17 protein-coding genes, 1 tRNA gene and 1 pseudogene are annotated in these 20525 nt (G+C 60.8%); 6 read left to right on the top strand and 13 right to left on the bottom strand.

The window, feature by feature from the left end:
- Positions 1-238: 238 nt before the first annotated feature.
- From EHH60_RS19170 to EHH60_RS19185, 4 genes are all read right to left on the bottom strand, one after another.
- Positions 239-430 (bottom strand): hypothetical protein, encoded by a 192-nt coding sequence (locus tag EHH60_RS19170; protein WP_061881641.1) that lies wholly within the window; start codon positions 428-430, stop codon positions 239-241.
- 262 nt (positions 431-692) lie between these two features.
- Positions 693-1367 (bottom strand): endonuclease/exonuclease/phosphatase family protein, encoded by a 675-nt coding sequence (locus EHH60_RS19175; RefSeq protein WP_124160999.1) that lies wholly within the window; start codon positions 1365-1367, stop codon positions 693-695.
- Positions 1367-3400 (bottom strand): VTT domain-containing protein, encoded by a 2034-nt coding sequence (locus tag EHH60_RS19180; protein ID WP_124161000.1) that lies wholly within the window; start codon positions 3398-3400, stop codon positions 1367-1369. The genes EHH60_RS19175 and EHH60_RS19180 overlap by 1 nt, the downstream gene beginning before the upstream one ends.
- A 109-nt stretch (positions 3401-3509) precedes the next feature.
- The gene (locus tag EHH60_RS19185) at positions 3510-3848 is read right to left on the bottom strand and encodes a hypothetical protein (protein ID WP_124161001.1); all 339 of its coding nucleotides are present in this window, start codon (positions 3846-3848) and stop codon (positions 3510-3512) included.
- Positions 3849-4270: 422 nt separating this feature from the next.
- On the opposite strand from EHH60_RS19185, the gene EHH60_RS19195 reads away from it, so the two are divergent.
- Both EHH60_RS19195 and EHH60_RS19200 read left to right on the top strand, forming a co-directional pair.
- Complete coding sequence (locus EHH60_RS19195) at positions 4271-4879, top strand: sll1863 family stress response protein (protein ID WP_199751583.1); 609 nt, start codon at positions 4271-4273, stop codon at positions 4877-4879.
- 1385 nt (positions 4880-6264) lie between these two features.
- Positions 6265-6498, top strand: a complete 234-nt coding sequence (locus EHH60_RS19200; RefSeq protein WP_124161003.1) for a hypothetical protein — start codon at positions 6265-6267, stop codon at positions 6496-6498.
- A gap of 129 nt (positions 6499-6627) precedes the next feature.
- Here EHH60_RS19200 and EHH60_RS19205 read toward each other — a convergent pair whose 3' ends face one another.
- The 6 genes and pseudogenes from EHH60_RS19205 to EHH60_RS19230 all read right to left on the bottom strand — a co-directional run bounded on the left by EHH60_RS19205 (position 6628) and on the right by EHH60_RS19230 (position 13513).
- A complete protein-coding gene (locus EHH60_RS19205) occupies positions 6628-6840 on the bottom strand; it encodes a hypothetical protein (protein ID WP_124161004.1) in 213 nt (70 codons plus the stop codon).
- A 795-nt stretch (positions 6841-7635) separates the two neighbouring features.
- Positions 7636-7803 (bottom strand): annotated as a pseudogene (locus EHH60_RS19210) (polyphosphate kinase 2); the annotation flags it as partial.
- A gap of 80 nt (positions 7804-7883) precedes the next feature.
- Complete coding sequence (locus tag EHH60_RS19215) at positions 7884-9068, bottom strand: ABC transporter permease (RefSeq protein WP_124161005.1); 1185 nt, start codon at positions 9066-9068, stop codon at positions 7884-7886.
- A 3-nt stretch (positions 9069-9071) separates the two neighbouring features.
- Positions 9072-11807: a ribosome-associated ATPase/putative transporter RbbA gene (gene rbbA, locus EHH60_RS19220; RefSeq protein ID WP_124161006.1), complete on the bottom strand. Its 2736-nt coding sequence runs from the start codon at positions 11805-11807 to the stop codon at positions 9072-9074.
- A complete protein-coding gene (locus EHH60_RS19225) occupies positions 11804-12832 on the bottom strand; it encodes an HlyD family secretion protein (RefSeq protein ID WP_245454528.1) in 1029 nt (342 codons plus the stop codon). The genes rbbA and EHH60_RS19225 overlap by 4 nt, the downstream gene beginning before the upstream one ends.
- Before the next feature lie 279 nt (positions 12833-13111).
- On the bottom strand, positions 13112-13513 hold the full coding sequence (locus EHH60_RS19230) for a hypothetical protein (RefSeq protein ID WP_124161008.1): 402 nt from the start codon (positions 13511-13513) through the stop codon (positions 13112-13114).
- 1256 nt (positions 13514-14769) lie between these two features.
- On the opposite strand from EHH60_RS19230, the gene EHH60_RS19235 reads away from it, so the two are divergent.
- The 3 genes from EHH60_RS19235 to EHH60_RS19245 all read left to right on the top strand — a co-directional run bounded on the left by EHH60_RS19235 (position 14770) and on the right by EHH60_RS19245 (position 16960).
- A complete protein-coding gene (locus EHH60_RS19235) occupies positions 14770-15255 on the top strand; it encodes a hypothetical protein (RefSeq protein WP_124161009.1) in 486 nt (161 codons plus the stop codon).
- 5 nt (positions 15256-15260) lie between these two features.
- Positions 15261-15539, top strand: a complete 279-nt coding sequence (locus EHH60_RS19240) for a bestrophin-like domain (protein ID WP_124161010.1) — start codon at positions 15261-15263, stop codon at positions 15537-15539.
- A gap of 1130 nt (positions 15540-16669) precedes the next feature.
- Positions 16670-16960 carry a hypothetical protein gene (locus EHH60_RS19245; RefSeq protein ID WP_124161011.1) on the top strand — a complete coding sequence of 97 codons (291 nt, stop codon included), beginning with the start codon at positions 16670-16672 and terminating at the stop codon, positions 16958-16960.
- 75 nt (positions 16961-17035) lie between these two features.
- On the opposite strand, the gene EHH60_RS19250 is transcribed toward EHH60_RS19245, so the two are convergent.
- A tRNA-Ser gene (locus EHH60_RS19250) sits at positions 17036-17125 on the bottom strand.
- A gap of 559 nt (positions 17126-17684) precedes the next feature.
- On the opposite strand from EHH60_RS19250, the gene EHH60_RS19255 reads away from it, so the two are divergent.
- On the top strand, positions 17685-17873 hold the full coding sequence (locus tag EHH60_RS19255; RefSeq protein WP_124161012.1) for a hypothetical protein: 189 nt from the start codon (positions 17685-17687) through the stop codon (positions 17871-17873).
- A gap of 61 nt (positions 17874-17934) precedes the next feature.
- Here EHH60_RS19255 and EHH60_RS19260 read toward each other — a convergent pair whose 3' ends face one another.
- Together EHH60_RS19260 and ilvD are read right to left on the bottom strand one after the other, a co-directional pair.
- The gene (locus tag EHH60_RS19260) at positions 17935-18258 is read right to left on the bottom strand and encodes a hypothetical protein (protein WP_124161013.1); all 324 of its coding nucleotides are present in this window, start codon (positions 18256-18258) and stop codon (positions 17935-17937) included.
- Between the two features lie 221 nt (positions 18259-18479).
- Positions 18480-20330, bottom strand: coding sequence for a dihydroxy-acid dehydratase (ilvD, locus tag EHH60_RS19265; protein ID WP_124161014.1), 1851 nt, complete (start codon positions 20328-20330; stop codon positions 18480-18482).
- Positions 20331-20525: the final 195 nt, after the last annotated feature.

Here is a 20525-nt window from a genome sequence, read left to right on the forward strand (position 1 = left end):
CCGTCAAGCCTGACCGTTCGCCGGCCGGCGACATATGGCATTCGTCATGCAGGCCCGGCGCCGCGTGACGCCGGGGCATCGAGAGCTGACGCATGAACGGAGAGTTGCGGGAGAACGGGGCCGCCTGAGTGGCCGCCCTCTCTGCGAGGCTGGCCTTGAATGTAAACGGGATCGACAAGTGGCAACCGGCCACGGCCGGGAGAAGCGATTTTAGCGATTGGGCAGCGAGCGCGTTCGCTCAGCCCTTCGGCGCCGCCGCTTCACGCGCCAGCCGCTCGGCCCTTAGCCGTTCCTTATTGGCGTAAAACGCCTTCTGCGCTGCTTCATGATCGCGCATGGCCTTCTCGGCCTCGATCCGGCGCGCCGCATCGCGCGCCTGGCGTTGTTCGGGGGTCAGGGGTTTGCGTCGGAAGGAAAGGTCTTCAGTCATGCCAAGTCAACGCTGCTTCGAGGAAAGAGTTCCGCATGGTCGCGTTGAGGGGCATGGACCCGGCGACGAGGAGTTGCGAAAACAACCCCATGCACAGTAGCTAAGCCCCTCTGCCACAACACTTTTCTCGAGGCGCAAGAGCAGGTCACCCGTCCGGGCAAGACATCGGCATTCGGCGAGCTTCGGAAGCTCGTCTGATCGGGCGCCTCCGTCTCAAAGCGTTACGGCGAGAGGTGAGTGAGGTGATCCCGCCGGGCAAGTATCAGATCTCGATGTCCGCAATCACGGGCAAATGGTCCGAATACGCCCTTGCCTCTTCGTCGGTCCAGACTTTCCCGAACCGGCTATCGCGCGTTGCATAGATCCGGTCGAGCCGCAGCAAGGGTAAACGCGCCGGGAAGGTTCGAAGCCGCGTTCGGTTTGGGCAGACCTGCGCGAGCACGCGCCGCACCGATTTCACCCAGAACCAATCGTTGAAGTCGCCGAGAACGACGGTCCTTCCAGGCTTCACCAGGCTCACAAGGGCCTGAGCCTGCTCATACCGCTCGTGGATACTCAGGCCGAGATGAGTGGCGACCACGCGGACGTCGCCGGAGGGCGTCAGCAATCCGGTGGCAATCACTCTGCGCGGCTCCCGCTCCCGGTACGACACGTCGACGATCTCGGGCACGCCGGAGAACGGAAATCTGCTCAGGAGCATCTGACCGAAATCACCGTCCTCCGTGACGATCGACTTGGCGTGAACGCGGTGATCGCCGACGAGACTCGCCAGCTTCGCAAACGGGTCGTCTGACCGCGACCGGGAATCCACCTCTTGAAGCGCGACGACATCCGGCGACCATTTGCGAATGATGGAGCAAACACCTTCCAGATCGAATTTCGGATTGAGATTGAACGTGCCGTGCACATTCCACGTCATGAAGCGCATCGGCGCCATCAGCGCCTCCCGGCGAGCCACGTCGCAAGGAATTGCGCGCCCGCGCAGAACCCGAGCCAGCCCAGAAACGCCAGTGCGAGCAGTAACACGTTGCTCCAGGACGCATTCCTGGCCAGATCCGCGATCTGAGCTCCCAGAACGGCCATGGCGAGAATCCCGGGTGTAATGCCCAGCACCGTTCCAACCATGAAGTCACGAAGCGGCAGCGTGCTCGCACCAGCCACGACATTCACCACCGAGTACGGTGCGACGGGAATCATCCTGATGACGACGACGGCCAGAATGCCCTTGCCTACAATGCGTTCCTGGATGCGCGCTGCGCGTCGTCCAAGCAGACGCTGGAGGCGTTCTCGACCGAGTACCCGTCCGATCGAAAAAAGGACAAGGGCGCTGAGCAAGGCGCCAGCCATTGCAGTGAAGAAACCCAGCCATGGCCCGAGTGCAGCAGCAGTTGCCGCAATGAGGACGAGAATCGGAAACACGACCAGCCCGCCGACGACAAAAGCTGCGATCGCGAAGAATGGCCCCCAGATGGATTGCGAATAGACAGACAGGAACGTCGAAATGCGGCCTGCGTCGGCGAAATCGCTCAAGGATGTGTAGGACCAGACCAGCGCCAGCCCAAGAAGCGCCACGGCGATCGATACGATCCCGATTATCGTCTTCGTGCTCCACATCCGAGATGCCGCCCGCTCCAAATGAAGAGGCCTCTCAGGGTCCGCCACCGGCTGAACCATCGTGGCCAGGGTACTGGTCAAACCCGAGGACTCTACTTTCCGCAGCGTCTTCGTCCCATCACCTCTCGACACGTCGTCGAGGAGAGCAAAAAGACGATCCTCATTTTGCGCGAGGGTCTGTTCTTCGAGACCGCAGAAATGGGCGATCAAGCGTTGGCGAACCGAGGCGATGAAATCCCGATGCTCCTCGGACGCGGCCTCAAAAACGAGGTCACATTCACTATCGGCGCCCATCGACCGATTGTTAAGGTTAGCCGAGCCGATTCTCAATATCCGATCGTCGACGATCATGAGCTTGCTGTGCACCATCACGGCAGCTTCCATGTCTCCGCTGCGCGAGACCGGATAGAGGAAGCGAATACGATCTGCGACCCCAGCCGCACTGAAGCAGTCGATGAAGGCGCCGCGGCCGTTCTGCATGGCCTGGGATTCCAGCCACGAGGAATGCAGTTTTGGAGCGACGACCAGAACCCGAAGCGACGGCACCCGGAGCATCTGCTCCACCAATTCACGCGCGATCTTGATGGCGCTGGTGAACTGATTTTCGATGTAGATGAAGCTCGTCGCGGACCGGATCGCGGCAATCAAGGAATGCTCGACCTCCCTGATGGTCGAGCCCGCAGGACAGACCACCTCGGTCCTGGCGATACCGACCGGCAAGTGCTCAGCCTCGACCGGCACATTGGCTGGCCACCGAACGCTCTTCGGCGTGCGCCGATCATGACGCTGTTGGCCTGCCGCACGCCAGCGCTCGTCCGCAAGCTCGAACAGCCACGCAGCAGCATCCCCGTCGACCATGCACTGAACGTCATGAAACGGCGGGTATGGCTTCCCCTGGGGGTCGCAGCGCGATGGGTGATCGGCGCGATGATCACTCGTGTCCCAGCGCCTGATCGTCAGATCGAGCCCGCCGACGAACGCCAGTGAACCGTCGACGCAGACGATCTTCTGGTGTTGGGCCGAGCCAAACGGAAGCGTGGAATCCAGTTGAAACCGGACGCGGCCGTCTGTCTCAGCGGTGAACTTCGTCGCGGAATTCCACTCCCTTTCAGAGGCATAAAGCGAGACGAAGTCCCAGACGAGAATGTTGATCCGCAAGGCGGGCCGGCGTTGAACCAGCGCGCGCAGGAGCGGACCAAGCTGCTCCGGCAGGCCATCATCGGCGCGTCCGGACGTTCCGACCAGCCGGGTTTCACTATGGATGTCCCATCCAATGATGTAGACGAGGTCTTGCGCCTGCAGCAGCGCTTCCCGAAGGGCTGCGAAATAAGCCGCAGCATCGTTCAGAACCGCCACACGCCGCGCTTCGCACCGCCGCCAGACGGTGTCGCCGGGAATCAGGGGCGATGAACTCTGAAGCAGGTGGACCTCGCAATTCGCATTCGCGTCTAAACGCGTTGGATGCTCAAGGGGTTCCCACGAGCCCCGCCCGGACCGCAGATGCCGCTATTTGGGTGCGAACAGTCTTTGCGCCGGCGCTCCTCAACGCATCTGCAATCTTCTCAGGCGCATCGCCGTGGAAATCCACGGAAACTTCGATCAGACCTTCCAGCCTCTGCCGTCCCCCCGGCGCGGGCGCAGCCTTGGCATCGGCACCAGCCGGATGTGTCCCCACCGTGTTCGCATCGCCGGCGGGCTGGACGAAGACGTCGCTTCGCGACACACCGCATTCCTGCACGACATGCTCAACCGCGAGCTCAGCACCGCGACGCGTGTCGAATTCTCCGATGATGGTAACTTCCAAGGCTGCTCTCCGTGTGGCGAGAGTGCGAACAACTGTCCAGCCGGGGCCAGGTTCCTCAAGCTGAGCGAACGACATCTCAAAGGCGGAGATGCTGGATTGGGACCTGCGCGGTGAAGATCAAAACCGAAGTATCCCGAACAGGAAGAGCAGCGCGACAGTGATCAAGCCGGAGATCAGCAGCGAGCCGAGACACCCCAGCCGGTTCGAGAAAAAGAAGAACATGCGTTGTCCGCCGTGAAGCTTCCTGTCGCGCTCTAATCTCTCGAATTCGATAGCGTTCCTGACGCACTTTTTTCCCTTTGCGGCCTGAAGAGGCACATCACCGTTCGCCAACGCTTCAGACCGCAAGGTCATTGAGACAGGTCAATACGAGCAAGCCCGAACTCTGGAATTCTGATCTTGGCAAGCAAACGGAGGCGGCCATGTCACAGCAGAGCAGCATGCATTTTTACCTCAACTGGGCCAAGGAGCGGATCGACGAAATGGATGCCGCATTGGCCTCCTTCGAGGTCAAGGCCGGCCAGGCCAAGGCTGAGTCCAAGGTCAAGATTGATCAATTCCTGTCCGACCTGAAGAAGCGTCGTGATGAGTTTCAGGCCCAGCTCAAGACCCAGGCCGAGGCGGGCGAAACCGCTTGGGCTAGCGCCAAGATAGACCTCGACAAGCAATGGGCTGGATTCGAAGCCCAAATGAAGACCTTCTTCGAAGACGCCGGCAAACAGCTCGAGCAGCAGCAGGCCACGTTCAAGGACGTTGCGGCGGCACAGGCCAAGGCCTGGCGCGAAGCGGCGGACAAATTCCGCGAGGCAGCGGGCAAAGTGACTACGGCGCGCACCGCCGACGTCGATGCCGCGCTCAAGCAGATGAAATCCGATGCGTCGGAAGCGGAAGCACGTCTGCAGAAGCTGAAGCAGGCCGGCAGCGAATCCTGGTCAGTCCTGAGCGCCGCGCTTGCCGAATCCCGGAAGGCATTCGATCAAGCAAACCAGGCCGCGTGGAATGCGCTGAAGCGCGCCGATACGAAGAGCTGAAGTCGAGCCCCGCCAGTTCAACGCTGGCGCGGCTTCTCAATAATAATAGCGGCGTCTGGGGCGGCGTTCATAGTCGTCGTAGCCGTAGTACCCCTGTCGACCCTGCTGAAACTGCGGCGGGACCGTACCGTTGGGGTAGCATTGACCGTCTCGAACATCGACGTCTGCGCCGTGACCACAGGGAACACGATATCTGCCGTAACCTCCACCGCCGCGATAGTAGTACTGCCGCGCAGCCTGTTCCTGAGGAGGAAGGTACCCGTTTGGATAGCACATGCCGTCACGGGCGCTCACATCCCAACCGTGGCCGCACGGAGGCGGCCTCACGGGGACATGGTATTGGACAGTCTGAATCTCGGGTGAAATGTCCTGTGCCACCGAGGTCCCGAGGTGAAGGGCGAGCGCAGCCGCGGCAACGCAAATGATCATGATCCGTCTCCTTCGCATAAGGTATGACGGAGGCGCTGAATACCCGATGAACGGCATCTTGCGCGTCTCGAGACGCGCATGCTGGTCGGTGGTCACCTTGATGGTGGGCCATGAAGCGGGCTCGTTTGCCAGCACCACCACCGGCAGAAGCCATCCGACGAAACCGACCGCTGTCACGGCCTTACCGAAACGATTGTACGTTCGGTTGTGCTCCAGCAGGTAGAGCTCAGCTCAAACACCTGATCTTATTGATCTTTTTGCGGAAGGGCTGTCTTGTCAACTCTATTGATTGGACACGCTTTTCTGCGCAGGTGCGAATAAATACTACGGTGTTTGCAACGGTCGAGTCAGCACTACCGAAACCGTAGTTTTCATCGCAGCAGGTGGGCCCCCTTCCCTGGCCAAAACGGGTGAGGTGCAATTTTGCTGTCTCTACGGCAAAGTGCGTAAGGGGGCGGACTGCTCAGCCTTGCGAGCCCTCTCAAGTGCCGCCGGTTCACGCGGCGGGCGTGCTGCACGCGACTGTGATGACTGTTGAAAAACGCCGTGTGAAGTAATTCACAAGAGGGACGTATCTCTGCGCATAGCATGCGCGCTTCCACTGGAGGGAAACGCAATGAAGTGGAACTTGGCAACCTATCGAACGCTCGCGCTGACCATCGCTGTTCTAGTGGCAGCTGGTACTACTATGGCCATCGGTACCCCTCGTGGAGTCGATCAACCAATGTTGGGATCCGATTGGCAATGCAGCCGGACCATGCTGCTCGTGACCACATGCGCACTGAAGCATTGAGCAGAATAGCCACAGCCGCGCGCTCGGTAAAGCTAAGTTCACACATTTCGGCGCTAATAAATGTGGGCCTAACAATCGGTTACAGGAGAACTTATAGCATGTTCCGCCGTTGACCTGCATCCCGTCACCGCATGACGGGTTGGTCCAGGACGGGGCCGATACCATGGCGGACCTCAGGGAAAGACTGGACAAACTCCGTGCCGACGCCGCGGATTTGGCCCTTATGAGCAGGCGAACGAGCGACCCGCAAAAGCGCGCCCTTTTCGAACGCTTGGCAGATGAGCTCGCCATAGAGGCTCTCGAACTCGAGCAGGTGGTGAAGCTGCAAAGCCCGCGCTCAGGTCACAGCGACGTGGACAAAGTCGTGCCCCTCCAGGCGCGTCCAGATCGTCGCTGACACAGCCCCCCTCAACTCCCGGCCTTTCGTTCACAGCCGGCGAGCCTTCATGTGCAACGGCTGACGGTCTCTGAGCTGGTCTACAGTCCAAACTCCTCCGGCTCCCAGGCCGGCGGGTTTTTCAATGGATTAGTCATCCTGACAGGTGATGCCGAGGCTGTCGCAGGTGAGTGCAAATAGCTCTTTTGATTTAGAATCTTCAAAGCAAAATCTGGTGCCGATCTCCGCTCGGTCGGTCCACCAGCCGGCATTAGCTCCCTTGGCGATGCGGGCAGCTTCGCCTCGCAACAGGTCCAGTCGTTTCCCGGCGGCACGAACAATCAGGCAATTCTCCTTGGGCATAAACGTCCTCCAACGGCAATTTGGACTCCGCAAATTGTCGGTACAGCAAACGCAGAACTTGCGGGAGGGAACAAAGCTTGTTGGTGATTAAAAGCAGCCGGTCTGCACGAAGGCCGCAGCGAAGTTCTCGCTGCGATCCGTGCATGGTCGAGAGACACCGGGTGAAAGGATCTAAGTGAATATACAACCAGCCCCGGTGGAATGATCCTATTGCGACATTTCCGGCTCGCAATATGATCCATTTCACAAACGGCCGCACTATGCATCAAGGGCCACCGCAAATGGTTTGCTAGGGCGCGCTACTCAAGAATTCGCCTTGCAATTGTGCCCGTCCACTGTCGTAATGCTGTGATTGTTGAGATCAGTCCAGTTGTGTTGAGGTCGTCATGAATATTTTCAATCGAACTTTCGACGCCGCTTTTGCTCTGCACCGACGTATCGTATTTATCGAACGTCAAATGGCTGAATTAGGTGTCCTGCGAGACCGATTAGCGAAAGCTCAGTTGCGCCGTTCGCGGTCAAGGTCGAGCCGTTCAGCTTCCAAGAAACTAGGTCGGCGCTGTAAGTGTGGGTAACGGCTATGGGCAATTCATGAATCGGGAGGGATTCGTGAACGGCAGCCGTTTGAGAGCAAGTCTCTCGAACGAAATTCGCGAGTCGGTTCTGCAAACTCACACGCAGGTGACGGTGTGCTGACGTTCAACCCGCCGGCCGCCGGTCCCAGTTCGTAACGGTGATGGTGCACCTATTTCGTGGGTTCGAACCCACGAAAGCCGCCAAGGATCATTGAGTGCACTTGCCGGCGGCGTCGCGTCCCTCGAACACGAGAATGACGCGTAGCCCCTTCAGCTTGACCCAGTCCTGCAGATAGCAGAGTTCGACCTGAAGTTTGTGCAGCGCCTTCTCGTAGTCCTTCCGTTTCATCTTGACGGGCTCATCGACCTTGCTGCCCTTCTCTGCCATCAACATCCTCCCCGAACGAATGCCCAGTCCAGTCACCTCCACACCGCTCGTCTCTCGCCTGACCGCTTCTCAAAGCCCATTCAACTTCCGAAGATGACCCGCCGGAAGCGGCTCAAGGCGAAGGCGAAATAGACACTCCCGATCACGAACATCGCCAGCAGCGGCTGCCAGACGAGCGAAATATCGGCGCCGCGAAACAGCACTGCCTGTGCGAAGGAGACGAAATGCGGCGTGGGGCTGACCGTCTGAATGACGTACTGCAGCCAGACCGGCATGCTTTCCATCGGCGTGCTGCTGCCGGACAGGAGTTGCGTCACCATCAGGACCGGCATCGCGAGCAGACCGAACTGACCCATAGTGGTCGCGAGCGTGCCGAGCAGGATGCCGAGCGCGGCGACGACCAGGGCGTACTCCGCCGCGCCGAGCAGAAACAAAAGCCGCGACCCCGCGATCGGCGAACCGATCCACCAGTGGACGACGAACTGCAGTGACAGCATTGCCGCGATCAGGATGACGAGCCCATTGGCAAACATCTTGGCGAGCATAATCTCGGCGGGCTGCACCGGCATCACGAGCAGATGCTCTACCGTACCCTGTTCACGTTCGCGAATGAGCGCGGCTCCGGTCAGAATGACCGTGAGGAGCGTGATCTGATTGATCACCTGCGTCATGGCCGAGAACCACGCGGTGACGAGATTAGGATTGAATTCGGCGCGTACGACCAGATTGATCGGGGCCACTTTGGGGTCGGTGCCCCCGCTGAGAAAGCTCTGGATCTCGTTGCTGATCGCCGTTTTCAGGTAGTTGGCGCCGTTGCCGGCCTGAGCGACCACTGTTGCGTCGATGTTGATCTGCAGCGATGTCTTGCGCTGCGCGCGGAGGTCAGCCTCGAAATTCGGAGGGATCTCCACAACGAACAGGAGCTCCCCGCGATCCATCTTAGCGTCGATTTCGCTGGCGCGGATCTGGACCGCCGGCTGAAACGTCGGGGGCAACAGTGCCTCCGCGATCTGGCGCGACAGCGAAGAGCCGTCCTCGTCGACGATGCCGACGGACAGGTTCGTGGCATCCGTCACAGCGCCGGTCGCGACAGTGTTCACGGATATGCTGAACGCATAGACCACGAGCACGAGCATGGTCGGATCGGCGCGAATGCTCCTCAGCTCTTTAACGACCAGCTTGATGGTGTTGACGACGTGATCCAGCAGTGTGAGCGGTTTGGCCTTGACGAGGGGCGATACAATCCTGTCGGGAGCCGGGGCCATGTCTCACGCCTCCTGCTTGCGAAGAAACAGCAGCGAAAGCAGCAGGAACGCTGCCGCTGTCGCGGTAATCGCAGCGATATCGGGCCACAGAACGGCTATCCCGAGATCCTTGGCGAAGACGCCGACCGCGACCGGCTGGTACCATGCGGACGGGAATGTCAGGGCCATCACCTTCGCCGTTCCCGACAGGGACGACACCGGAGCGAGAAGGCCAGACAGGTTGATGGCCGGTACCATCGACAGGATCGCCGTCGCGAAGACGGCTGCGACTTGGGTCTGCGTGAATGAGGACACCAGCTGCCCGAACCCGGTGGTCGCGATGACGTAAATGACCGTGCTGAGCAGCAGGATGACGAACGGGCCTTTGGGAGGCACCCGAAAGACGAAAACGGCCAGCAGCATCAACGTTGCGAAGCTCACCAGCGAAATGGCCGCGTAAGGGAGCTGCTTACCCAGCAGGAACTCGAGCCTGGTGATGGGTGTCGAGCGGAAGTTCGCGATCGATCCGGTCTCTTTCTCGCGCACCACAGCGATCGCCGACATGATGGCGGGGATCAGACAGAGCAACAGCATCAGGACGCCCGGCACCATCGCATTGACGCTGAGGAATGCCTGATTGTAGCGGAAGCGCAATTCGATGTTGTCAGCGCTCCAGGCCATGCTCGCGGCGGTGCGCCTCGAGGTGAGCTCGTCACCTTCCTTCCGGATAACGCCATTGACGTAGTTGATCGCCGTTTGGCCGCGAAACGTCATCGCACCGTCGATGCGGGCATCGACCTCGGGCCGGTTGCCGGCCAATAGATCGCGTCCGAAGCCTGCGGGCACCTCGATCACGATCTGGGTGTTGCCGCTGCGCAGCCTCTGGTCGGATTCCTGGGCGGACCGCACCGGCGGTTGAACCGAGAAGTAGCGGGAGCCGCTGAACCCATCGAGGAGCTGGTGGCTCTGCGCCGTGTCATCCTGATCGAACGCCGCCATCTGCAGGTTCTCAATGTCGAACGAGATGCCATAGCCGAATGCTAGCATGAGAAGGATAGGTCCCAGCACTGCGAACGCCAGCCGGATCGGATCCCGCAGCAGTTCGAGTGTCTCGCGGCGCGCATAGGCCCAGAGCCGGGCGGGATTGAAGGCACGCGTTGTCGCGGCCGGCTTGGCTTCGGCGACTGTAGCGGCCTGCGCCGGGGGCGGCACCCTCTTGGAGCGGTCGATGCCCGCCGCGTCGGCCAGGTAGCCGACAAACGCGTCCTCGATCGAACTGCTGCCGCGGGCTTCGACCAGCTCCTTTGGGGTGCCAACCGCCAACACCTTGCCCGCATGCATGAGCGAGATGCGGTCGCAGCGCTCCGCCTCGTTCGCGAAATGCGTCGACAGGAAAATGGTCACGCCCTCGTCGCGCGACAGGTCGATGAGCGTGCGCCAGAAGGCGTCGCGCGCGATCGGATCGACGCCCGAGGTCGGCTCGTCGAGGATGAGGAGTGGCGGCGCGTGCAGCACGGCGACCGCGAGCTGCAGCCGCTGCTTGATGCCCAGGGGCAGGCTGTCGGGCCGATTGTGGGTAACGCCGCGAAGATCGTAGCGATCCAGCAACTGCTCGATCCGCGCTCCGCCCTTCTCCGGCGGCAAGTGATAGAGTTGCGCGTGCAGTTCGAGATTTTGCCGGACGGTGAGTTCGCCATAGAGCGAGAATGCCTGCGACATGTAGCCGACATTGCGTCGCATCTCCACGTCGCCGGCGCTCATCGGGCTGCCGAACAAGGTGGCGTGGCCTTCCGACGCCGGCAACAGGCCGGTCAGCATCTTCATTGTGGTTGACTTGCCACATCCGTTCGAGCCCAGAAACCCAAAGATCTCGCCGCGGCCAATGCGGAAGTCGACGTGATCGACCGCGACGAACTTGCCAAACCGCCGTGTCAGTCCTTTGGCCTCGATCGCGGGTGTCTCGTCCAGCGGCGCAATGCGCGGGCGCACGATGACCTTCTGGTGCCCGATGCGCTTGGCTTCCGGCAGCAGATGGATGAAGGCCTCATCGAGGTTGGTCTCGCCGGTTTTGGCGAGCAACTGCTTGGGTGTACCCTCCGCAATGATCCTGCCACCGTCCATCGCGATCAGCCAATCGAAGCCCTGGGCCTCGTCCATGTAGGCGGTAGCCACGATGACGCTCATCTGCGGTCGGCGCGCGCGGATGCTGTTGATGAGATCCCAGAACTGTCCGCGCGACAGCGGATCGACGCCCGTGGTCGGCTCGTCGAGAATGAGGAGGTCGGGATCGTTGACGAGGGCGCAGCAGAGGCTGAGCTTCTGCTTCATCCCGCCGGACAGCTTGCCAGCGGGGCGGTCCTCGAACGGGCTCATGCCGGTGGCGCCGAGCAGCTCGGTGATGCGCGCCCGTCGCTCTGAGGTCCCCTGTCCAAACAGGCGTGCGAAGAAATCGATGTTCTCGAAGACGCTGAGCGTAGGATACAGATTGCGGCCGAGCCCTTGCGGCATGTAGGCGATACGTTGCCGCACGCCCCTGAGATGCCGCGGGTCGGCCATGTCATCGTCGAACACCGACACCTTTCCCGCCTGAATCGTGCGTACGCCTGCGATCAGTGCGAGCAGCGTTGATTTGCCGACGCCGTCGGGACCGATCAGCCCGACCATCGTTTGCCTGGGAATCTCGACGGTGACGTCATTGACAGCCACCAAGGCACCGTATCGGTGCGAGACACTGCCGAGTCTGGCGATTGCCTCGGTCATTTGGGCAGCGTGACCTGAAGGTCTTCCGGCCAGGGCGTCTCGGCTTTGGTGCGCACGATCCCCATGCCGCGCACGCCCGTCTTGACCTTGCTGAAATGCTCCAGCAACAACTTCTGGTCGATCTTCAGCTTGACGCGGAACATGAGTTTTTCCCGCTCGTCCTTGGTCTCGACTGTTTTGGGGGTGAACTGCGCGTCGGCGGCAACGAAGCTCACCGTCGCGGGGATGACATACTGCGGAGCAGCGTCCAGGATGATGCGGGCTTCGCTACCAATGTCGAGTTTGGCCACGTCCGCGGCCGGCAGGAAGATCGTCATATAGACGTCCGTCAGATCGAGCACGGTCAGAACCGGTGCTCCGGCAGCAACCATTTCGCCGCTATGCAGCAGCAGGTACTGAACCCGTCCGGTTCGCGGCGAGACGAGCACCAGATCCTGCAGGATCGACTGGATGCGCTCGACCTCGGCCTGCGCCTTGCTGATGGAAGATTGGGCCTGGTCCCGCTGGGCGGTCATCGCCTTGAGTGCCGCATCGGAGGATTCGTAGTTGCGGCGGCGCTGATCCTGATCCTTCTGAGTGATGGCGCCGGTCTTGATCAACTCAGAACCGCGCTCGAACTCGGACTTGGCAAACGCGAGTTCACTCTGGCGCGAGGCGATTTCGGCCTCGGCCTGGGTCAATGTCTGCTTTGTCCGATCCACGTCGGATTGCGCCGCCTTCAGCTCGGCTTCATATTCCGGCGAGCTGACGCGCCCGACGACTTGTCCCACCTTCACGGTAGAGCCTTCCTCGACGGAAACGTCCGCCAGTCGCCCCGCATATTTGGCCGAAACGTCGACTTGGGTCGCCTCGATACGGCCGTTGGTCTTGACGATGCCGGCGGGCATCTTCTTGGCTCGTAGCCGTGCGATCATGTCGCGCACGGGCTGAGCATGCGCGGCGCCGGGAGCGAGCCAGCTTTCACTCGAGCAACAGTTGCCGGATTGGCCAAGCGTCAGGATAGAGGCGCTCAGGAGAGCGGCCAAGAATACTGTACTGCACAAACGAGAACGCATGTGGGCCCCTCGAAATGCTAATGGGCGCGGAACAATGGAATTGGATTATCGAAGCTATTGACCCCGGCGTCTTGCGCTGGATCAAAGCCCAGGCCGGCTCGCCTTTCGACATGGTCGGCTTCGCGATAAGGTGCGCGATCGGTGCGGAATTGACGTTGGGATGCTGGTCGACGTTGATGGCGGTTGACGAGGCGCTATTTGGTTTTTTGTGCGAGAAAGCCGCAGAGTTTACTACACCAGCGGAGTGCCTTAGCCAAAGCAGGTGTGGAGCTGTAGGTTGCGGACTGCAGAGGTGAGAACGAGCGACGAAACGAAGCGCTTCGAATGCGGTGACCTCGCAGCGGGCGATTCAAAATCCAAAAACAAACCCATTGTTAGCGCCCCCGATGCAAAAATCGCGCTGCGCTGGTCCGGCGAAGCACGGGCGCTCAGTCCGCGATATTTCGCGAAGTACGAATGCATAGCGCCGAGGTTCTCGGTAACGGTCGACCCGTCATAGTCGATGCGATGCATGTCGAGCCAGATGATCGGCTTCGCCAGATGGTGATTGCCCCGCCTGATGTTCCGCAGAAGCACGCAGTGGTCGGCCGGCTGCGAAGTCGCGGAAATCAGCTTCTTGAAAGAACAAGAGGTCCCGCCCTTGCGCGCCATGGCGCCCCCTAGCGCTTGTAATCAAGCTGTCGATCAATGTCGGAAAGAGTGGAACTCCCTTCCACGAAGCCGTGATGCGCGAAAACCGCCGAAAACAAGGATTCTCGAAAAGCCCGTCTGAATTTGTGACCACCGCCGTGTGTACCACCGATAAGGCCTGCCGGACCGTCAATCTCGACCTATTTCGAGGTGTTTGGGCTAACACCAGGCGGTGCGTGTTCGGCTGCGCCGCGCCGGCTTCGCACCGACCGAAACTCGGAATCTTTCGGCAATCCGGCAAGGATTCGCGGATCTAGTGTCGCGATCTGGCAGCGCCCGGTCCAGCTTTCAGCTATGATCCCGCGACCGCACGCAGGATGCCGCCGAGCGCGCTGGTCGCAAACACTATCAACGGCGGCGCGTACCAGGAGAACCGGTGCTAAGAGTCTTAGTTCTGGGCTGTTGAATCCTGAGAAGCTCGTTCTGCTCCCGCAACATCGCAAAGATCTGCTCGTTCTGCCCCTTGTAGTTTCGGCAAGCGGCGGCGCACTTTCGGGAAGGCTCGCCATCACCGCCCCATGTGACCGATCATTTTCCCGCTCGTCCAGTCTCCGACGGCGGGCTCATGCGATCGTTTACCACGGCTTCAGTTCAGCCAACACGAAATCGGCTTCTTTTGAGCAAGCCTGCACTGTCAACAGATCGGCTGTTCGTTTTGGCCCAACAACCCTTTGACAAGGCTGCATTGGATATCCTTTGACGATCAAATCCGAGCCGGGGGACCGAGGGCACGGTCCGTGCCGCTCCGTCCGAGAGCGGTGAGTGGTCCCGTTCATTCTCACGGCGTGAGCGGTTCGCGCGGAAGAGCAACTGCCTTGGCGTACGCAGTTATCGCGACGCATACATGAGAGACTTGAGGACGAACATGCCATTCGGCCTGCAATATTGACCGCTAAGCCGGGGGATCGGCGTCCAAAATTGACCCTGAGCCGTCCAATCGCGCAACAATTCGAGCGGCGGCTGTCAGATAGACACCGGAAGTGGCAATGCGCGGACACGAGAGCAGAGTTTGACCCGAAGCCGGCATGGCGTTTTGCGGCAGCGATAAGGCCGGCTACGATCCTGTATGGCCTGGATCCGGTCGAGGTGAGGTGAACCTTTACCGGCCCACCGGTGCGGCTCTGATTCGCAGTTCGGTTCAAAGCGCTAGGAATTACTTGGGCAAGTGGCGTCCGTTGTGAAGGTTGCCGGCGCATCAGTCCTGGAGCTCCGATCTGATGGGATATTTGGATGAGTTCCCTTTGCTCCTGGTTTTTGGAGCCAGCTTCGTTGCCGTGCTGTTCGCCAGCGAGATTGGGCGATGGCTTGGCGCGCTCGCGAGGGGGCGGGGCGAAGAAGGTGTTGCGAGCCTGGAAGGCGCGATGTTCGGACTGCTGGCACTGATGCTGGGTTTCACCTTCGCGATGGCACTATCTCGCTTCGAAGCGCGGCGCCACGCGGTTCTGGATGAAGCCAACGCAAGCAGCACAACGGAATTGAATGCGCGCCTCCTGCCCTCTCCGCACAACACAGAAGCGTTGAAATTGCTGCACGAGTACGCACAACTGCGATTTACGGTGTCCCAGCATGTCTCCACTTTGAAGGAGATCGACATGACCGTTTCCAGGTCAAATGAACTTCAGGAGCAGCTTTGGCAGAATGCCTTGGTCGGGGTCCGAAGGCAGACGCATCGGTACCGGCGTGGCTTGTCTTCGAATCCCTGAACCGGATGTTCGATGCTCAGCGAAAACGGGTAGCAATGCTCGGCAACCAAGTGCCAAACGAGGTCCTTCTAGTACTCTATTGCGTTACCGCACTGGCAATCGCGTTTGCTGGCTATGCACAAGGTCTCAGAAAGCAACCCTCGCGCATTCCGGTCTACCTCATGGGATTTCTGGCTTGTACCGTGATAATCCTCATCGAGGACATCGAAACCCCATACACCGGGTTCATTTCAGTGAGCAAGCAGCCGTTGATTGATGCTTCCGCAAGACTGGGCGATCATTAGCTGAGAAATAATAGGCGGTTGCTCCTTCCGGTCCGCCGCGTACCGCGTCGAGTGCAGCCTCTCGCAAGTGCGTGCTGTGTCCGCTAAAGTCCAACAGCGGCGCAAAAGCTGACATTTCACAACTGCCGCTTCGGGCCATGAGCCGAAGTAGCTTATCTCTCAATCACCTGGTAGCCTGTGCTTTTTTGATCGGGTTGGCTATGGCCGATAGCAATCCGAACGGACCTCCGCCACACATCCAATTAATTCAAATGGGTCGGGCCACGTCATCGCTAGCACTGTCTATGCGGCAGCCGTGCTAGGGGTGTCTTGTCAACTCTATTGATTGGACACACTTTTCTGCGCAGGTGCGAATAATATTACGTACCGTTGTTTTTGTAGCAGGAGGTGGGCCCCTTGCTCTCCCTGCTCAATCCTGGCTCCGAGCAGTCTTGTCTTCTCGGGTGAGAAAGCCAAGCCGCCGCTCGAGTTCTTTCTTCTTGGCTATGAGCCTCACTGCAAGAACGTCGTTCAGGAGCGCGTGGAGTTGCCAAAGCTCTTCAATCGACATGCTATCAAACGAACTTCGTTCCATGAATCCCCCCGACTCACGAGATTCTTTAGCATGGGGTTACAAGGGGAATCTGGCAACTAATGGTCGGTTGAGCGCGGTAGCTTATCCACTTTGCCGGCGTGTGCTCGTGTTTGCGCAAGTTCGGCGACTCGGCGTTGACCGCTGACGGCGCAACTCTGCTTGCGCCAATCAAGTTCGCAAGACGCCCAATTCTGCGATTTGACCTCCTAGAAATACGATCCGTTGATGCAAGGCGATAGCGAATTCGGGAGTCCGACTAACAAGATTCACCACAACCTCAAAAACCAATCCTGGCAATTGCAGCAATACGCCAGCAGGCCGCCAAAATTGCAAGACAAATCCGGTGCAACCTGCTGACGCTGTTTCGATGTGAGACCTGAACGGGGCGATGTTTCGATCCCCGATCTCGAACCGCTCTGCAGCGCATCCTCTCAGGCCAAACACGCCTGCCCCACTCGGATTGTGTGGTTCAATCCGGCGAGAAGGCTGTCGCAACGACAACTCCCGAGGTCTTACGCCGACGCCTCGTCCACGCTGCAGGCTTTCGTCGACGCTGATGCTGAGCTCGCGTTGCCGCTGCGGAACCCTAAATGTTCTTGCGTATCAGACCGACCGACGAAGAGCCAAAGGCTCCAACGTCATTTCTGTTGACCGTCTTTTCGGCGCCACGATTAAATTTTACCTAGCTTTTATTTGGGCGAAGATCCAGATTTCTGAAATTACGCCCGATTTTATTGAGGACATCGCGATGGCAAAGCTGCCGCCGCCTGGCCTGAAGCAGCAGGACTGGCAGGCTCAGATCGACACGGCGTCTAACATGCAAGTCGCATCGTTCACCCCGGGTTGATCGCAGCGTCGCACGCCGAGTGGTTAGTCGCTATTGGTGAGTAGGCTGCCTAAGGTATTGAAAAATAAGCTTGACTGGCGGAAGGGGTGGGATTCGAACCCACGGTACCCTTGCGGGCACGCCGGTTTTCAAGACCGGTGCCTTAAACCACTCGGCCACCCTTCCCTCTCAGCGGGCTCCAGCACTTAGCCAATGGTGGCGTTGAACGCAAGGCGAACGAACAATCTGGTTGCGAACTGCGCACGCGGTCCGACTTGTTTGCGGAAACCGATGATGCCGATCCAATGTGCACCGCATGAGCGGTCCCTCGTCGTCTTCGCGGCTGTGCAAGGCGTTGAAGTCGGAGAGTCCGTCCACGCCCAGCACGACAGCTCCTCTTGCGCATTTAGGGCGAAGACGAGCGAAACGATGCACAAAGATTCCCGGTGCGAGGCCGAGACCTGCCACCGGACGGCAGCCGCAACTGACGAGGTCGGCAGGGAGGCACTGCGGCGCCTCGGAGCCGATTGGATCAGTTGCCGAGCAAGCCGAGGCGAGGCAATCCCGTTCTTGAACACGTCGTCTCAGCATTGAAGGTAGATCAACATCCGTCCGTCGCCGGCGGCCGAGGGAAACAGTGCCTAGATCCCCCAAATACGGGAGCTCCCACGAACAACCGTCAATTCGCAGCGGGTTGGCGGCTCGATGGCTGTCCCAGGCTGGCACATGAATCTTGGCACGCGCCATGCAGAACTATCTTCAACCGGGGATTTTGCATTTCCCTCCCTGGGGCTGGAGCAACGCCGCCTGCCATCATTTCAAGCAGGCGGCGTTGCTGTTTCCGCAGCCCGCAGATCGGCCCCCGGTATCAGCGATCATGAATCCTGTTGCGCTGGCGATGACGGAAGTTCTGCCTGTTCGCGCTCCGAAATAGCACCGGAAAAGAAAGCGGCGCCCCCCGAGGGGAGCGCCGCGTGATGCTCTTCCGTGTCGACTCAGTAGCCGCAGGACGCGCAGCCCATCTGAACCGGGGCATAGTAGGAATAGCCCGGCGAGACCATCTCGACGCGCTGGCGCGTGGCGTATTGCGGGGGAATGCGCTCGTACTGGACGCCCGGGGGCGCGACCATCACGGTCTGCGGCACCATCACGGTACGGTACTGCGCGGGTGTGCGGTGCGCGACCACGGCGCCCGGCGACACCATCACGGTCTCGTCGACGGTGCGGTACTGCGGCGGCGCGTATTGCTGCTGATAGCAGGTCGTGCACGGCGGCGGCGCGTAGCAATTGTAGCAGCCGGCGGAGGCCGCGCCCGTCATGGAAATCGCCGCAACGGCCGTTGAGAAAACGACAGCAAGAGTACGAGACATTGTGGTGGCGCCCCAGTTGCCCGACATGGATTTGCGAAGGTGCCGCAGTATACGCCGCAAAATCCTCGGCTGCCGAATTTCGTCGAGGCATCCTTAATGCGAACGGCCGGCTTTCGCCGGCCGTTCAGAACTCGTTGACCATCTGCGTGCCGCGCAAACGCGGCGTGCGCTCAGTTCGAGCGGCGCTTGACCTCGCGCACCGCGCCGCGCGCGGCGCTGGTGGTGAGCGCGGCGTAAGCCTGCAGCGCGGTCGAGACGTTGCGCTTGCGGTTGGTCGGCAGCCAGGCGGCATCGCCCTTCGCTTCTTCCGCCGCGCGGCGCTCGGCAAGCTCCTCGTCGGAGACCTCAAGGCTGATGCTGCGGTTCGGGATGTCGATCACGATGCGGTCGCCGTCACGCACGAGGCCGATGTTGCCGCCTTCGGCGGCTTCCGGCGAGAGGTGCCCGATCGACAGGCCCGAGGAGCCGCCGGAGAAACGGCCGTCGGTGACGAGCGCGCAGGCTTTGCCGAGGCCCATCGATTTCAGATAGCTCGTCGGATAGAGCATCTCCTGCATGCCGGGGCCGCCGCGCGGGCCTTCATAGCGCACGACGACGACTTCGCCGGCCACGACCTTGCCGCCGAGAATGCCCTCGACCGCGGCGTCCTGGCTTTCGAACACGCGCGCGGGGCCGGAGAATTTCAGGATCGAGGCATCGACGCCGGCGGTCTTCACGATGCAGCCGTCCTGCGCGAGGTTGCCGTAGAGCACGGCGAGACCGCCATCCTTGCTGAAGGCGTGTTCGAGATCGCGCACCACCCCCTTCTCGCGGTCGGCATCGAGCTCGTCGTAACGGCGCTCCTGGCTGAAGGCGACCTGGGTCGGGATGCCGCCGGGCGAGGCGCGATAGAAGGTGCGCACGGCCTCGCTCTTGGTGCGCTTGATGTCCCACCGCTCCAGCGCATCGTTCATGGTCGGTGCGTGCACGGTCGAGACCGAAGTGTCGATCAGCCCGGCTCGGTCGAGCTCGCCCAGGATGCCCATGATGCCGCCGGCACGGTGCACGTCCTCGACATGCACGTCGGCAACCGACGGCGCGACCTTGCAGAGGACGGGCACGCGGCGCGAGAGGCGGTCGATGTCGCGCATGGTGAACTCCACCTGCCCCTCGTGCGCGGCGGCAAGCAGATGCAGCACGGTGTTGGTCGAGCCGCCCATCGCGATGTCGAGCGTCATCGCGTTCTCGAACGCCTTGAAGTTCGCGATGTTGCGCGGAAGGACCGAGGCGTCGTCCTGCTCGTAATAGCGGCGGACGAGATCGACGATGGTGTGTCCGGCCTCGACGAACAGGCGCTTGCGGTCGGCATGGGTCGCGACCACCGAGCCGTTGCCGGGCAGCGCGAGGCCCAGCGCCTCGGTCAGGCAGTTCATGGAGTTGGCGGTGAACATGCCGGAGCACGAGCCGCAGGTCGGGCATGCCGAGCGCTCGATCACCTTGACGTCGTCGTCGCTGACCTTGGAGTCAGCCGCGGCGACCATGGCGTCGATGAGATCGACGGCCTTGGTCTTGCCCTGCAGCTTGACCTTGCCGGCCTCCATCGGGCCGCCAGAGACGAATACGGCGGGGATGTTGAGGCGCAGCGCCGCCATCAGCATGCCGGGCGTGATCTTGTCGCAATTGGAGATGCAGACGAGGCCGTCGGCACAGTGGGCGTTGGCCATGTACTCGACGCTGTCGGCGATCAGCTCGCGCGACGGCAGGCTGTAGAGCATGCCGTCATGGCCCATGGCGATGCCGTCGTCGACGGCGATGGTGTTGAACTCCTTGGCGACGCCGCCGGCCTGCTCGATCTCGCGGGCCACCAGCTGGCCAAGGTCCTTGAGGTGGACGTGACCGGGCACGAACTGGGTGAAGGAGTTGACCACCGCAATGATCGGCTTGCCGAAATCGGCGTCCTTCATGCCCGTCGCACGCCAGAGGCCGCGGGCGCCCGCCATGTTGCGGCCGTGGGTGGTGGTGCGGGAGCGATAGGCTGGCATGGCGGTTTCCGTCCTCGGGTTTGGGGACCGGGCGGGAAAATGTGGAGCCGCCTCAGGCCTTTCCGGCCGGATAGCGCACGGACCGGCGAGGCGCAACGGGAACTTGGTCCGGACAGGGCTCCCCTGCTCCCGGCGCGGGGGCTCTCACGTGCCCGGACGCAGCGCAGTGTGAAACGGTGCGCTGCAGAACCAGGG

Origin of the sequence: Bradyrhizobium sp. RP6, from assembly GCF_003837805.1 — a bacterium.
Classification (GTDB): Bacteria; Pseudomonadota; Alphaproteobacteria; order Rhizobiales; family Xanthobacteraceae; genus Bradyrhizobium.